Genomic DNA, 12,930 nt, shown 5'->3' with positions numbered 1-12,930 from the left:
ACGATGGGAGGCATGGACGACGAGACACTGGTATCCCGGTTCCTTCGCGACGGCTTCGTGAAGCTGGCGGGGGCGGTCGCACCGCGCGTGGCCGCGGACTGCGCGCGGCTGCTGTGGCGGGAGACGGGCTGCGACCCGGACGACCCAGCCACCTGGACGCAGCCCCTGCACTGGGTGCCCGGCCTGGCGCAGGGGCCGTTCGCCGCCGCGCCCAACTCGCCGTTCCTCCACCACGCGTACGACCTGCTCGTCGGCGCGGGACGGTGGGAACCGCGTTACTCGCTTGGCACGTTCCCGTTGCGCTTCCCGCACGAGGACGAGCCGGACGACGCGGGCTGGCACATCGAGGGCAGTTATCTGCCGGAGGGCGCGACCTGGTACTTCACGAACGTCCGCTCCCGGGACCGGGCGCTGCTGATGCTGTTCCTGTTCAGCGAGGTCGGTGCGGAGGACGCCCCGACCCGGATCCGGGTCGGCTCACACCTCGACGTGCCGAAGGTGCTGGAGAAGTACGGCGAGGACGGGGCGAGCGGGCTGGACCTCGCGCCCGAGTTGGTGGCGGCCTCCGACCACCGGCCACTCGCCCTGGCCACCGGGTCCCCGGGCGACGTCTTCCTGTGCCATCCGTTCCTGGTGCACGCGGCCCAACCGCACCACGGGACGCGACCGCGCTTCATGGCCCAGCCGCCGCTGATGCCGGCCGCGCCGTACGAACTGGACCGGGCCGACGGCGCGTACTCGCCCGTGGAGATCGCGATTCGCCGGGGACTCGGACGGGACACCCCCGGTGCCGAGGTGCACCGGTGACGGTGCGGGTGAGTGGCCGTAATGCCCGGTTCCAGCAGTGGGAGGCGCTGCTCCGCAACCGGGCCAAGCGGCAGCGTCGCGGCGAGTTCCTCGTGCAGGGCGTACGCCCGATCGCCATGGCCGTCGAACACGGCTGGCAGGTCCGGGAGCTGCTCTACGACGCCGACGCCCAGATGTCCGGCTGGGCTCGCAGGACCCTGGACACCGTCCGGGCCGAGCGGTTCGCCGTCTCCCGTGAGCTGATGCACGAGCTGGGCGGCAAGGCGGACACGGTGCCGGAGCTGCTGGCCGTGGTCGCGACACGGGAGGACGACCTGTGCCGCATCCCGGCCGGGCCGACCATGAACGTCGTCGTCTTCGACCGGCCCACCAGCCCCGGCAACATCGGAACGGTCATCCGGTCCGCGGACGCCCTCGGCGCGTCCGGCGTCATCGTCACCGGCCATGCCGCCGACGTGTACGACCCGAAGGCGGTGCGGGCGAGCACCGGCTCGCTGTTCGCGCTGCCCGTGGTCCGGGTGCCCGCACACCAGGCCGTGCTGTCCTGGGTGGCCGACGTGCGCGCCGACGGCGTCGGCGTCGGCGTGGTGGGTGCCGACGAGCACGGCGCACTGGACGCCGCCGAGTACGACTTCACGCGACCCACGCTGACCCTGATCGGCAACGAGACCACAGGTCTCAGCGTCGGCTGGCGGGAGGCCTGCGACCAGCTCGTCCGGATCCCCATGTCCGGGGCCGCCAGCTCCCTGAACGCGGCGGCCGCCGCGACCGTCCTGCTCTACGAGTCGGCACGCCAGCGCCGCACCGCTGCCCGATGTGTCTCCCCCTGATCTGCTGCCGAGGCGATCTCCTGCCGGCTACGGCCGTCCGAGCCGGCCCGGTCATGCTCAGCTCACCCCGAGAGCGGCGGCGAGTTGGATGATCGTGGCGGGAGCGCGCGGATCGCGGGCCACCTGGGCGAGCACCTGCCGCGCGACCGGCCGCTGGCGTACCTCGGCGGGTGCCATCCGATCGGTGTCGACCAGTACGCGGCCGGCGCTGGCCGGGTCGTCGGCCTGAAGGTAGGCGCGGGCCGCGTCGATCAGGTGTGCCGCCCGGTGTTCCACCGGTAGCCACCGCCAGGCGTCCCGCGCGGTCGTCTTCTCGTGCCAGGCGACCGCCTCACGCGCGTCGCCCAGGTCGAGCGCGGCGGCGGCGCGGGCCAGGTCCACCGCCGTCGGCCCGAACGCTGTCCGGTGATGGTCGTGACCGTCACCCACCCGGGTGGCCATGCCGGCGGCCTCGTCGATGAGTTCGGCGGCGACGCGGGCGTCACCTCGGCGGGCCGCCGCCAGCGCGGCCTGCACCAGCAACGTCCCGCACAACGACAACCCGCCGGGAGAGCCGTCCTGAGGGGCGATCCGGTACGCGGCGGCCAGGGTCACCGACTGTGCCTCCCGCGCCCGCCCCGACGCGCGGAACACCTGGCCGAGCTGCACCGTGGCGGCGGCCACCAACACCGGATCGCCGGTCGCGCCAGTCATGGCCCGGTCCGCGGCCAGCCAGCCCAGCTCGACCTCGCCGAGCTTCACCAGCAGCGACGCGGTGAGCCGGTACGCCTCCACCAGCAGCGGGCGCCCCCATCCGTCGGCCGCGACGCGCCGCACGCCGGCCAGCAGGCCCGGCATGGCGGCAACCACCTGCGGATACCGGGCATGCTGGAACGTCACCCACGCGTGCTCGACATCCCGCGCCACCCGGTCCGCCGGCAGCACCGTGCCGTGGGCGGTCGGCCGTGCCAAAGCGATCTCGTACGCCGACAGCGCCGCCCGGATCCCCTCCACTCCCTCGGTGCGCTGGGCCACCGCAGCGGGTCGGGTGTCCCGGCCGAGCAGCACGGCGGTGTCGATTCGCAGGACGGCAGCGATGTCCCGCAGCGTCGACACCTTGTCGAGGGACCGGACACCCCGCTCGACCTTGTCGACCCAGGACTTCGACCGGCCGAGCCGATCGGCGAACACCTGCTGCGACAACTTCCGCCGCCCCCGCCAGTACGCCACCCGCCGGCCGACCGGCAGCAGCTCACTGCTGTCCACGCTGCCGCTGCCGGTCCGGCACCGCCCGGGTGGTTTCCTCGGCGGGTATCCGTTCCGCCTCGGCCTGGGCGAGAAGGCGCTGCCGCGCGGCCTCCCGCTCCGCCGCCTGGATCTGCTCGCCCCGGTCCTCGCGCTCGGACTTTCGTCCCATGAGTCCTCCCGGAAGATAATTCTGGTTCCTTAAAATAGGAGTCCAGACGAGAAGGCTAGCGACCTACTCCTGATTTGGGAACTCACGGCGTGTCGCCGGGCGGCTGGCCGGAACGGCGGGATACTCGCCGCATGGTCACCCCGACGATCCAGAGACGTCGCCTCGGCAACGCTCTCAAGCGAGCCCGTGAGGCGGCGGGCAAGACCCAGGAAGAGGCTGCGGAGGTCATCGACTCGGCGTCCAGCAAGGTCAGTCGGCTGGAGTTGGGACAGTCCGGCATCCGGCTGACGGACTTGAAGCTGCTGCTCGACTTCTACGGGGTGACCGGTGAGGACGCCGAGCCGCTGCGGGACCTCGCCCGCGCCGGACGGCAGCGGGGACGGTGGAGTGGATACCGCAACGTCGTGCCGGACTGGTTCCGGCAGTACCTCGATCTGGAGGCGGACGCGGCCGAGATCCGCTGGTACCAGTCCGAGGTCATCCCGGGCATCCTCCAGATCGAGCCCTACATCCGAGCGATCATCGAAGGTGAGGATGTGGAACAGCAGACCGCAGTGCGCCTCGAACGACAAAAGGTGATCGATCGCCCCGACGGACCGGAGTTGAGCTTCATCCTCAGCGAGTCAGCACTGCGCCGTGACCTCGGCGACCGGGAAGCGATGCGGGAGCAGCTATCCCATATCGCCGCTCTGGCCAACCGTCCGAACGTGACGATCCAGGTCTTTCCACTCGATGCCGAGACCTACGTGACAGCCTCGTACAACTTCATCATCCTGCGGTTCGGCGAGGAAGTCGCCTCGGACGTCGTCTACCTGGAGACGTTCACGGACGCGGATTACCTCGACAGCCCTGAGTCGCTCCGGTCCTACAATCGGCTGTGGGGACGCCTTCAAGCTGCGGCCCTGGGGCCGGCGGAGTCCCGCCGACTCATTCTGCGGATCGCGGACGAGATAAAGTAGAGGCTGACATGTCGAACCCGGACCTCACCGGCGCGGTGTGGCGGAAGTCCACCCGCAGCGACTCCAACGGCGGCGCGTGCGTCGAGGTGGCCGATCTCCGCGACGGGGTGGCCGTCCGAGACAGCAAGGACAAGGCCGGTCCCGCGCTGGCGTTCGGCGCCCAGGGCTGGCGTACCTTCATCGGCTCCCTCAAGAGTAACTAGCGCCTCTGCCCGCACCGGATGAAGCAGGACTGCCCCGGCTTCCGTCTCGGAGCCGGGACATCTTTGCTGGCTCACCAGGTCCCCGGTCGCCTCGCCCGCGCGAGGTGAGTCGTTGATGCCATCAAGTTTGTAGCCGGCTCGGCGGTCCTGCCGCCGGCTGCGCAAGCACCCGGTCTCGTCGAGGTGCCGGGCAGGCCGGCACTCCGGTGGAGCAATGCGCAGGGTTACCTGACCGCCGGTGACCCCGCCGACTCCGCCAGCTTTCGGACGAGCTGCCACACGCCGGTCGAGGGGTTGGACCCTGGCGGGTTTCCGTTTCTCGCATGCTGCTTGTCCAGTGCCATCGCCCGGCGGATCGCCTCCGCCTGACGACCGTTGAGCTTTTGGCAGTCCAGACTCTTCTCGTATCCCGGCTGATGCTGACGAATGATCGACCTGAGATCGCCCGCGCTCATGTAGCGCGTGCACGGATCGAAGTGGAGCGCGGGCCAGATCTCGAAGCAGGGGTTGGAGATCGCCATGTTCACTCCTTCGCGCATGGCGAGTTCGATGGCAGCCTCTAGGCGGCGGTGCTCGTCGACGTCGCAGATGCACCAGACCGAGTCGTAGCGCATGTAGTCATCCCCCGCGCGTTTGGCCTCCCGGGAAGAATCCCGGAGCATGCGGCACGCTTCCCTGACGAGGTTGAGCGGCTCGCCCGAGTCTCGGGAAATTTCGATCGTGACCAGGGTGCCGCGCAACTCCTTGCGCAGGTGTTCGAAGTACTCCCGCTCGGTGACTTCTCCCTCGCAGAGCAGGAGAAAGCGCTGCCTGACCTCGCGGTTTCCTCTTCGTCTCTGTAAGCCGTGTGCCGACGTTGGTTTACGCGGAGGCAAGCGCGTTGCCCTCCGGTCGGACGAGTGCGGCACGGGCCAGGTCGCGGTCGACGAACGGGACCGCTCCGTAGCGCCCCTGAAGGTACCCGCGCTCCAGGTTCTCCGACTTGCGCGGCCGGAACTCCGTCAGCGGGTAGAGGCGGGTCGCCCCATCTTTCCCCTTCTCCGTCAGCCACACCTCGTCCCGTCGCAGTGGCGCATCACCCAGGAGGGCGCCCATGAGGGAGGGGTCATGGGTGTTGAAGATGAGCTGGGCGCCCTGTGTGTTCAGGTGCGGGTCGTGGAAGATGCGGATCACCTCACTGCTGAGTCGTGGGTGCAGGCTGGCGTCCAGTTCGTCCACCAGGAGCAGCGTCCCCTTCTCCAAGGCCCGCATGATGGGGCCGATCAGGCCGAGCCAGGCTCTGGTCCCCATCGACTCGTCATCGAGATCAAGAAAAGCCGTATCGTCGTCTCCGATGCGGTGGGCGAGCTGAGTTCCCTGAGCGATCTCCGACCAGTCGACCTCATCAGGCTCTGCATTCGGGTTCAGCGCCTGCATCAGCGACTTGACCCGACTCTTCAGTTCCTCGTCGACCTCATGGCTGACGATCCGAAGGTCGGAGATGCCGAGGTCCGCGAAGCGGAGCAGGTCCAGGATTGCCGCCTTCTTCTGTTCGTTCCGCACCTGGGCAACCGTGTATCGGACGTGCGCCTCGCGATCTCCGGGGGTCGCTCTCTGGACTCCGGTGTCGAACCAGTTGGCCAGCTCGGTCAGTTGTTGGCTGTTGTTGGCGGCTGCGGCTGAGAGATAGAGACTGTTGTCGCGAGTCAGGTCCGCGATCAGTTGGGGCCTGCCCCGCAGAGCGCGACCGAAGCGGAATTCGGTGTCTCTGTTGACATCTCGATCGAACAACAGGCGGGGCCGGCCCTTGGGAAAAACATAGAGCCATTCCTCGATGATTCTGTCGTGATCGAATCGGAAACCGTACTGGTGTCGTTCGCCGTTCAGTAGGACCTCTGCCTCGAACATCACGGGCGAGGAGTTGTGCGGGCTGGCGAAGAAGGGAGAGTAGGGGATCTTGGACGACGGCTTCCACGACTGATGTGAGTTGGACACCATGCTCGCCATCGACCACATCGCCCGCAGCACATTGGTCTTTCCGGACGCATTCGACCCGTAGACGGCAGCGATCGAGCCCAACCGGATGTCGCCGTGCCCGCCCACGGGAATGGTGACGTCTTCGGTTTCCACCCACGACGGGACGACAGCGGACACTTCCACCAGATCGCGGAGAGATCGATAGTTCTCGGCACGGAAGGTGATCAGCATGCTGCCTCCTGAGCTAGCTTGCCCGCTGCGCCTTCATCCACTTTCACAACCAAAGTATGCGCGAAGGAGGCCGAGGGTGCACCAGCGATGTCTGAGCTGCAACCTGACGAACGATCGTCGGTGCCGATCGGTGACAGCCGGGCTGGCCGGCCCGTGCCGTGTTAAGAAGGGGCCCCGCCTCTACCTAAAGCGTTAACAGGGGGCCCCGCCTTACCACGCAGCGCGGGCGGAGAAGGCGATGCTGGCGAGCAGGAAGCCGCCGTTGACCACGGTGAACGCCACCACCACCCAGAACGCCAGCGCGGGCGCGAACACCAGCACCAGCCCGGCCAGGAAGATCACCGCGCCGTAGTCGCGGACCAGCTTCACCACGCGCACCGGGAACGAGGTCGAGGTGACCATGCTGGCCGCGTTCGGGCCGGCCTGCATCACCGAGGTCACCAGGTTGACCATCCAGGTGCCGGCGAAGACCGCCACCAGCCAGACCGGGGTGGCCGGGCGCTGCGCCACGGCCGTGGCGGACAACGCGGCCACCAGCGCGATCTGGGCGGCCACGTCGCAGAGCACGTCGACCCGGGCGCCGGCCGCGCTGCCCTGGCCGGTCACCCGGGCGAGCTGCCCGTCGGCGCAGTCCAACGCGTACGCGATCTGCCAACCGACCAGCGCGACCAGGCCGACCACCCAGGCGGGAACGGTGCCGGCGGCCACGTCGTCGGCGAGCGCGACCACTGTCACCGAGGCGGCCAGCCCCAGCACCAGGTTGGCCAGGGTCAGCGCGGTCGGGCGCAGCCCCAGCCGCTGGGCGACGAGCGCGAACGCCGCCCCGATCCACTGGCTGATCGACTCGCTGAACAGGCCGCCTCCCCGGTTGACCCGGTGGAAGTCGGCGACGGTGGGACGGGGCTCAGCCAAGGTGGTCGCGGAGGGCACCGGCGTAGTCTGCCAGCCGCTCCCGGGTCTCGGAAGCGGACATCGTCAGGTGTTCCAGGATGGTGTAGCGGTCCGGCCGGGTCGCCGGCGCGAACTGCACCGCCTCGACGAACTGGTGGTCGGTCAAGCCCACCTCGGACGGCAGCCGGGGCAGCCCGTGCCGGGCCAGACAGGCGGACATCTCCGCGAACCGGCGTTCGTCGCCGCGCAGGAACGTGCAGAACAACGCGCCCAGCCCGGCCAGCTCACCGTGCGAGGCGGTGCCCGGGAAGAGCGCGTCGATCGCGTGCATGATCTCGTGGCAGCCGCCACTGGACGGGCGGCTGGTGCCGCAGACCGCCATCGCCAGGCCGCTGGAGATCAACGCCTCGGCCAGCACCGTGACGAACGCGTCGTCGGTCATGTCGCCCGGATGGTTCAGCACCGCCTCCGCGCCGGCCCGGGCCAGCGAGGCGGCCAGCCCGTCGACCGGCTCGCCGCGTACCCGCCGGGCCAGCTCCCAGTCCGCCAGCGCGCTGATGTTGCTGACCACGTCGCCGATGCCGGCGCGGTTGTGCCGTTCCGGCCCGGCCTCCACGAAGTCGAGGTCGACGATCACCGCGATCGGGATGTGCACCCCGTAGGAGCCCTTCAATCCCTCGGTGATCAGGCTGGCCACCGGGGAGGCGATACCGTCGTTTGCGAGCGCGGTCGCCACCGTCACCATCGGCAGCCCACGCCGGGTGGCCGCGTACTTCGCCACGTCGATGGTCTTGCCGCCGCCGATGCCGACCACCGCGTCGTACGACCGGGCGCGCAGCTTGCCGCCCAGCTCGTCGGCGGCGTCCAGGGTGCCCCCGGCCACCGTGAACACGTCCGCCGACCGCAGCGACGGCCGGATCAGCTCGGCGATCTTCTCGCCCTGCCCGGGCCCGACCACCACGGCGACGTCGCCGCCGGCCGAGATCCGGCCGTCGGAGAGGATCGCCGCCAGGTCCGCCACCGCGCCCCGCCGCACGTCGATGTGCAGCGGGGTGAGGACGCTACGGGCTAGTAGCGGCACGCGATCTCCCGCGCCCGGGCCAGATCCTCGTGGTTGTCGACCTCGACCCAGGAGACGTCACCGATCGGCGCCGCCCGCACCTCGCCGCCCCGGTCGGCGAACTCCTGGTAGCCGTCCTCGTAGTAGAGGTTCGGGTCGCGCCGCCAGGTCGCCTCCAGCGCGTCGGCGAGCGCGTCGGCCACCTGCGGCTCGATAAGCGTCGCGCCGATGTACTCGCCGTACGCCTCGCCCGGGTCCATCAGCTTGGTGATCCGGGTGAGCTGGCCGGCCGCGTCGAAGGTGGTCTTCATCTCCTCCTCGGCCAGCGGCTTGAGCGTGTCCACGGCCAGCAGGATGCCCGGGCCGCGCTCGGCCAGCAGCGTCTTCTCCACGCTCACCGGGTGCACGGTGTCGCCGTTGACCAGCAGCACCCCCCGGGAGAAGTGCTCCCGGGCCAGCCAGAGCGAGTACGCGTTGTTCCACTCCTCGGCCTTGTCGTTGTCGACCAGCGTGATCGTGAGGCCGTACTTCCCGGCCAGCTCGGCCTGCCGCTGCCGGACCGCGTCGGCGGCGTAGCCGACCACGATGACCACCTCGGTCAGCCCCACCGCGGCGAGGTTGCGCAGCGCGATGTCGAGGATGGTGACCTCCCCGTCGACCGGCACCAGGGCCTTGGGCAGGGTGTCCGTGTACGGCCGCAGCCGGCGCCCCGCACCCGCGGCGAGCACCATCCCGATCATGCCGACACGCTCCTCTTCTCGACCGGATTCCACGAGGTGAGGATATCGTCGGCGGCCCGGCGGCCGTGGTTCAGGCCATGATCGCCTTACAGCCCGATCGACCGCAGCGCCGCGAAGCCGTCCGCCACGATCCGCCGGAGCAGCCCGTCGTTGACGTCCCGGTGTTCGTCCAGCAGGGCGATGTCCCGTTCCGCCAGCCAGCGGAACTCGGTGTGCTCGGTCGGCTCCAGGCGTGGCCGGCTCAGGTCGCCGTCCACCCGGACCAGGAAGTCGGTCTCCACCCGGTCCAGCCCGTCGTCGCCGGTGTAGCGGTACTCGCCGACCAGGCCGAGCACGTGCGACACCGCCCAGCCGGTCTCCTCGGCGACCTCCCGGCGCAGCGCGTCGTCGATCTCCTCGCCCGGCTCCAGGTGGCCGCCGGCGATGTCCCAGCAGTTGGGGAAGAGACGCCGCTCGGGCGAGCGACGCTGGACGAAGATGCGGCCGTCGTCGTCGACGATCAGCGCGCCGGCACAGCGGAGGGGGTCGGTGGGCACGCTCCGACAGTAGCCATCCGCGCCGCTTCCGGCGACGCGGTGTCAAGCGGGGCGCCTTCCTCTACCGCAGGCGTTAAGCGGGGGCCCGGCCTTGCAAAGGGCGATGGCCCGGCCGTTACCGGCCGGGCCATCGTTGTGCGGTGAACGTCAGGGACCGACGAAGACCGTCGTGCCGCGCCAGTCCACGTCGTCGACGGCAGGACCGCTGCGGGTGGTGGCGGAGCCGGTCGGTACGCCGTCCGCCCAGTCCATCGAGGACAGGTTGCCGGTGCTCCGGGAGACGACGTAGAGCTTGTCGCCGTCCAGGAACAGGCCGCCCGCGTCCGCGAACGCGGTGGTCCCGGTGATCGTGGTCCGCTCCGCGCCGACCGTGCCGGTGTCCGGCGTGAACTGCCGTGAGAACAGCGTGCCCTGGCCGGCCAGCGCGTAGTAGATCCGACCGCTCTTGTAGAACATCGCGGTCACGTTGGGCAGCTCGGCGGCGAAGTTGGTGGTCATGCCCGCGTAGGTCTGCCCCTCCGGCGCGGAGCCGGTGACGACCGTGTCCCACTTCTCGTCGTGGTACGGGTCGAGCTTCTTCGGGGTGCCGAACTCGGTGCCGTCGAACGAGCGCTTGTAGAGGTCGCCGCCGACGCCGTAGAACAGGTCACCGCCGACCCAGAACGCGCCCTTGACGGTCGACCAGCGGGTGTCGTCCGGGTTCGGCACCGACATCGCGTTGCCGACGCCGGTCGCGCCGTCGTACGACCGCTTGGTGATGCTGTCGACCGTGGTGGCCGGCGGCACCGGCGGCAGCTTGACGACCTCGATGCCCTGCACCAGCGGGTTCTCCAGGACCCGACCGAAGTCGACGTCGATGTTGCCGTCGCTGGTGACCGCGAACGCCCGCATGGTGCCCTTGTTGGTGGCGCCGATCGCGGCGATCGGGTCGAAGCTGCTCAGCTTCTGCACCCCGTCGATGCTGACGTTGAACTTGCGCTTGCCGGCGGTGGCGGTGCCCGACCAGCGGTTGGCGAGGTAGAGCCGCACCTGCACCGGCGTGCCGGCCGGGACCGGGAAGTCCCACTGCATGTCCGGCGCGGGCGACTCGTCCCACCGCTCGCTGCTGAAGAGCTGGGCCGGCGTGCCGGCCGGGACGGTGCCGTCGACCGTCGCGTCGGTGGTGTACGTCGTCACCGTGTTGCCGGCGTTGTGCAGGGCGCTCGGCGCGGCCAGCGTGTCGGCGGCCCAGGCCGGGCCGCTCGGCGCGGCGAGCTGGTCGCCACCGGCGTTGACCCGGTAGAGCACGTCCGACGCGTCGGGCGTCGGCGCGGTCTTGACGACCTCGATGCCCTGGATCAGCGGGTTCTCCAGGACCCGACCGAAGTCGATGTCGACCACGCCGTCGCTGACCACGGAGACGGACTGCATGGTGCCGCGGTCGGTGCCGCCGGCGGCCGCCACCGGGTCGAAGTCGTTCAGCTTGAGCACGCCGTCGACGCTGACATCGATCTTGCGCTTGCCCACCGCGGCGGTGCCGCTCCAGCGGTTGGCCAGGTAGAGCCGGACGTCCACCCGGGTGCCGGCCGCGACCGGGATGTCCCACTGCATGTCCGGCGCGGTCGACTGGTCCCACCGCTCGGTGTTGAACAGCGTCGCCGGCGTGCTGGCCGGCACCGTGGCGTCGAACGTCGCGTTGGTCGGGTACGACTTCGCGCTGTTTCCGCCGTTGTGGTACGGGCTGGGCGCGGTGTCGGTGTCGGCGGCCCAGTCCGGCCCGCCGTCGGTCGCCGGGATGGCCGGACCACCCGCGTTGACCCGGTAGAGGACCTCGGTCTGCGCTGCCCGGCCGGCCTGGTAGACGTCGCCCGGCAGGCCCTTGGTGCTGGTCGAGTGCGGGGTGCTGCCACCGTCCAGCGGGAAGAAGGCGATCTTCTTCCGCTGGTACTCGAAGTTGCCGATGTAGTCCTGGTCGCTGCCGAGCCAGAGGCCCTGCGGGGTGACCAGCATCTCGGTGACGCCGTAGCCGCGCGGGTTGCGGCCCGGGTTCCAGGACAGCGGCAGGCCGCTGGCCGGGTCGAGGGCCGCGATGCTGGCCCGCGGCACCGCGCCCGGGCCGGCCTTGTCGCGGGCGAGCGGGTTGTTCGCCCAGCGGAAGTGGCCGCCGACGTAGATGGCCTTCTCGCTGATGCCGACGGAGAGGAACGTGTCGCCGCCGCTGAAGTTCGTCCAGGTGGGCTTCTGGCCGGCGCCGGTGGCGTCGGTCTCCCAGCGGGCCGCCGAGTCGCAGAGCGTGCCCGGGTACGACGCGCCGGTGGTGACCACCACGAAGTACTTGCCGTCGGGGGAGAACTGCGCGTCCCGGACCCACGAGTCGAACGCGCTGTACTTGCAGGCGCCCGAGTAGCCGTCGGTGTTCCAGTCGGCGACGGTCGCCGAGTCGGCGCCCAGGTTGATCCGCACGATCTGGTCGTGCACCGCGTCGTTGGCCTTCTTGAAGTTGCCGATCACCACGAGGTGCTTGCCGTTCGGCGAGACGGTCAGCTTCTCGACGCCGACGCCGGCCGAGGCGCCGCCGTTGGTCGCCGTCCAGTTGTGGTGCTCGGTCAGCGACACGGTCAGGTAGTCGTCCACCGCGCCGGTGGTCGGGTTCAGCGAGGCGAGCCCGGCGCGGTTGGTGGTCGCGGTGACCGTGCTGAAGATGCCGCCGACCAGCAGGTGACCGTCGATCAACGCGATGTCGTTGACCGTGCCGTTGAACGCCGGGCCCTTGAAGCCGTCGACCGGGGTGCCGTCCGCGACGTTCAGCAGCGCGAGCTTGCGGAAGTTCTTGTCGCCGACCTTGTTGAACGTGCCGGCGACGTAGACCGTGCCCGCGGTCGGGCCGGCGATGATCGCGGTGACGTCACCGTCGAGCACCGGCGCGAACGCGTTGTCGATCTTGCCGGTCGCCTTGTCGAAGGCGAGCAGGCCCCGGCGAGCGACCGGGGTGGGCGAGGAGCCACGGTTCTGCGCCTCGGTGAACGAGCCGCCCACGATCACCTTCGTGCCGGCGTCGTGGATGGCCACGACGTTGCCGTCGTTGATGTTCGGCGTCTTGTCCGAGGGCACCTCGCCGACCAGGGTGCTGTGGTCGGGCGCGACCGTGGCCGCCGGTGCGGCGAGTGCCGGCACCGGTGTGAACAGGGTGGCGATGCCGAGCACGGCAGCACCGAAGGCGGACACCGATCGGTGTCTCAGGATCGAGGAAGGCACAGGCTGCTCCGGGGGGAACGTCGGAGGCGCTGCGATCGTGGCCGGTGCCGACGCGAGGTGTGGCGTCGCACGGCCGACCGCAGACGT

At 70.0% G+C, this 12,930-nt stretch carries 13 protein-coding genes; 4 read left to right on the top strand and 9 right to left on the bottom strand.

Annotation, left to right across the window (positions count from 1 at the left end; all coding sequences use genetic code 11):
* Window positions 1-12 precede the first annotated feature (12 nt).
* Both ACLQ2W_RS01515 and ACLQ2W_RS01510 read left to right on the top strand, forming a co-directional pair.
* Window positions 13-807 (top strand): phytanoyl-CoA dioxygenase family protein, encoded by a 795-nt coding sequence (locus ACLQ2W_RS01515; RefSeq protein WP_425784950.1) that lies wholly within the window; start codon window positions 13-15, stop codon window positions 805-807.
* Window positions 804-1,637 carry a TrmH family RNA methyltransferase gene (locus ACLQ2W_RS01510; protein WP_425784949.1) on the top strand — a complete coding sequence of 278 codons (834 nt, stop codon included), beginning with the start codon at window positions 804-806 and terminating at the stop codon, window positions 1,635-1,637. The genes ACLQ2W_RS01515 and ACLQ2W_RS01510 overlap by 4 nt, the downstream gene beginning before the upstream one ends.
* A 57-nt stretch (window positions 1,638-1,694) precedes the next feature.
* Here ACLQ2W_RS01510 and ACLQ2W_RS01505 read toward each other — a convergent pair whose 3' ends face one another.
* Together ACLQ2W_RS01505 and ACLQ2W_RS01500 are read right to left on the bottom strand one after the other, a co-directional pair.
* Window positions 1,695-2,882, bottom strand: a complete 1,188-nt coding sequence (locus ACLQ2W_RS01505; RefSeq protein ID WP_425784948.1) for a helix-turn-helix domain-containing protein — start codon at window positions 2,880-2,882, stop codon at window positions 1,695-1,697.
* The gene (locus tag ACLQ2W_RS01500; RefSeq protein WP_425784947.1) at window positions 2,869-3,033 is read right to left on the bottom strand and encodes a hypothetical protein; all 165 of its coding nucleotides are present in this window, start codon (window positions 3,031-3,033) and stop codon (window positions 2,869-2,871) included. Before ACLQ2W_RS01500 ends, ACLQ2W_RS01505 begins: the two co-directional genes overlap by 14 nt.
* A 131-nt stretch (window positions 3,034-3,164) precedes the next feature.
* Here ACLQ2W_RS01500 and ACLQ2W_RS01495 point away from each other — a divergent pair, with 131 nt between their 5' ends.
* Together ACLQ2W_RS01495 and ACLQ2W_RS01490 are read left to right on the top strand one after the other, a co-directional pair.
* Window positions 3,165-3,992, top strand: a complete 828-nt coding sequence (locus ACLQ2W_RS01495; RefSeq protein ID WP_425784946.1) for a helix-turn-helix domain-containing protein — start codon at window positions 3,165-3,167, stop codon at window positions 3,990-3,992.
* 8 nt (window positions 3,993-4,000) lie between these two features.
* Window positions 4,001-4,195, top strand: coding sequence for a DUF397 domain-containing protein (locus tag ACLQ2W_RS01490; RefSeq protein ID WP_425784945.1), 195 nt, complete (start codon window positions 4,001-4,003; stop codon window positions 4,193-4,195).
* Between the two features lie 224 nt (window positions 4,196-4,419).
* Here the strand turns inward: ACLQ2W_RS01490 and ACLQ2W_RS01485 are convergent, their stop codons facing one another.
* From ACLQ2W_RS01485 to ACLQ2W_RS01455, 7 genes are all read right to left on the bottom strand, one after another.
* Complete coding sequence (locus ACLQ2W_RS01485; RefSeq protein ID WP_425784944.1) at window positions 4,420-5,103, bottom strand: RloB family protein; 684 nt, start codon at window positions 5,101-5,103, stop codon at window positions 4,420-4,422.
* Window positions 5,057-6,382: an AAA family ATPase gene (locus tag ACLQ2W_RS01480; RefSeq protein ID WP_425784943.1), complete on the bottom strand. Its 1,326-nt coding sequence runs from the start codon at window positions 6,380-6,382 to the stop codon at window positions 5,057-5,059. The genes ACLQ2W_RS01485 and ACLQ2W_RS01480 overlap by 47 nt, the downstream gene beginning before the upstream one ends.
* A 210-nt stretch (window positions 6,383-6,592) precedes the next feature.
* A complete protein-coding gene (locus ACLQ2W_RS01475; RefSeq protein ID WP_425784942.1) occupies window positions 6,593-7,312 on the bottom strand; it encodes a CDP-alcohol phosphatidyltransferase family protein in 720 nt (239 codons plus the stop codon).
* On the bottom strand, window positions 7,287-8,354 hold the full coding sequence (locus tag ACLQ2W_RS01470; protein ID WP_281934104.1) for an iron-containing alcohol dehydrogenase family protein: 1,068 nt from the start codon (window positions 8,352-8,354) through the stop codon (window positions 7,287-7,289). Before ACLQ2W_RS01470 ends, ACLQ2W_RS01475 begins: the two co-directional genes overlap by 26 nt.
* Window positions 8,342-9,073, bottom strand: coding sequence for a sugar phosphate nucleotidyltransferase (locus tag ACLQ2W_RS01465; protein ID WP_425785987.1), 732 nt, complete (start codon window positions 9,071-9,073; stop codon window positions 8,342-8,344). Before ACLQ2W_RS01465 ends, ACLQ2W_RS01470 begins: the two co-directional genes overlap by 13 nt.
* An 86-nt stretch (window positions 9,074-9,159) precedes the next feature.
* Window positions 9,160-9,609 carry an NUDIX domain-containing protein gene (locus ACLQ2W_RS01460; RefSeq protein ID WP_199199666.1) on the bottom strand — a complete coding sequence of 150 codons (450 nt, stop codon included), beginning with the start codon at window positions 9,607-9,609 and terminating at the stop codon, window positions 9,160-9,162.
* Window positions 9,610-9,756: 147 nt separating this feature from the next.
* Complete coding sequence (locus tag ACLQ2W_RS01455) at window positions 9,757-12,813, bottom strand: malectin domain-containing carbohydrate-binding protein (protein ID WP_425784941.1); 3,057 nt, start codon at window positions 12,811-12,813, stop codon at window positions 9,757-9,759.
* Window positions 12,814-12,930 lie beyond the last annotated feature (117 nt).

Source organism: Micromonospora sp. DT227, assembly GCF_049841835.1.
Taxonomy (GTDB): Bacteria; Actinomycetota; Actinomycetes; order Mycobacteriales; family Micromonosporaceae; genus Micromonospora.
Note: the sequence above shows the minus strand (reverse complement) of the source record. Positions and strands in the feature narration are given on the sequence as shown.

Bases quoted from the DNA above. Each gene is read 5' to 3' on its own strand.
- ACLQ2W_RS01515 (WP_425784950.1), top strand. From the start codon at position 13: ATGGACGACGAGACACTGGTATCCCGGTTCCTTCGCGACGGCTTCGTG.
- ACLQ2W_RS01500 (WP_425784947.1), bottom strand. From the start codon at position 3,033: ATGGGACGAAAGTCCGAGCGCGAGGACCGGGGCGAGCAGATCCAGGCG.
- ACLQ2W_RS01495 (WP_425784946.1), top strand. From the start codon at position 3,165: ATGGTCACCCCGACGATCCAGAGACGTCGCCTCGGCAACGCTCTCAAG.
- ACLQ2W_RS01490 (WP_425784945.1), top strand. From the start codon at position 4,001: ATGTCGAACCCGGACCTCACCGGCGCGGTGTGGCGGAAGTCCACCCGC.
- ACLQ2W_RS01480 (WP_425784943.1), bottom strand. From the start codon at position 6,382: ATGCTGATCACCTTCCGTGCCGAGAACTATCGATCTCTCCGCGATCTG.
- ACLQ2W_RS01465 (WP_425785987.1), bottom strand. From the start codon at position 9,073: ATGATCGGGATGGTGCTCGCCGCGGGTGCGGGGCGCCGGCTGCGGCCG.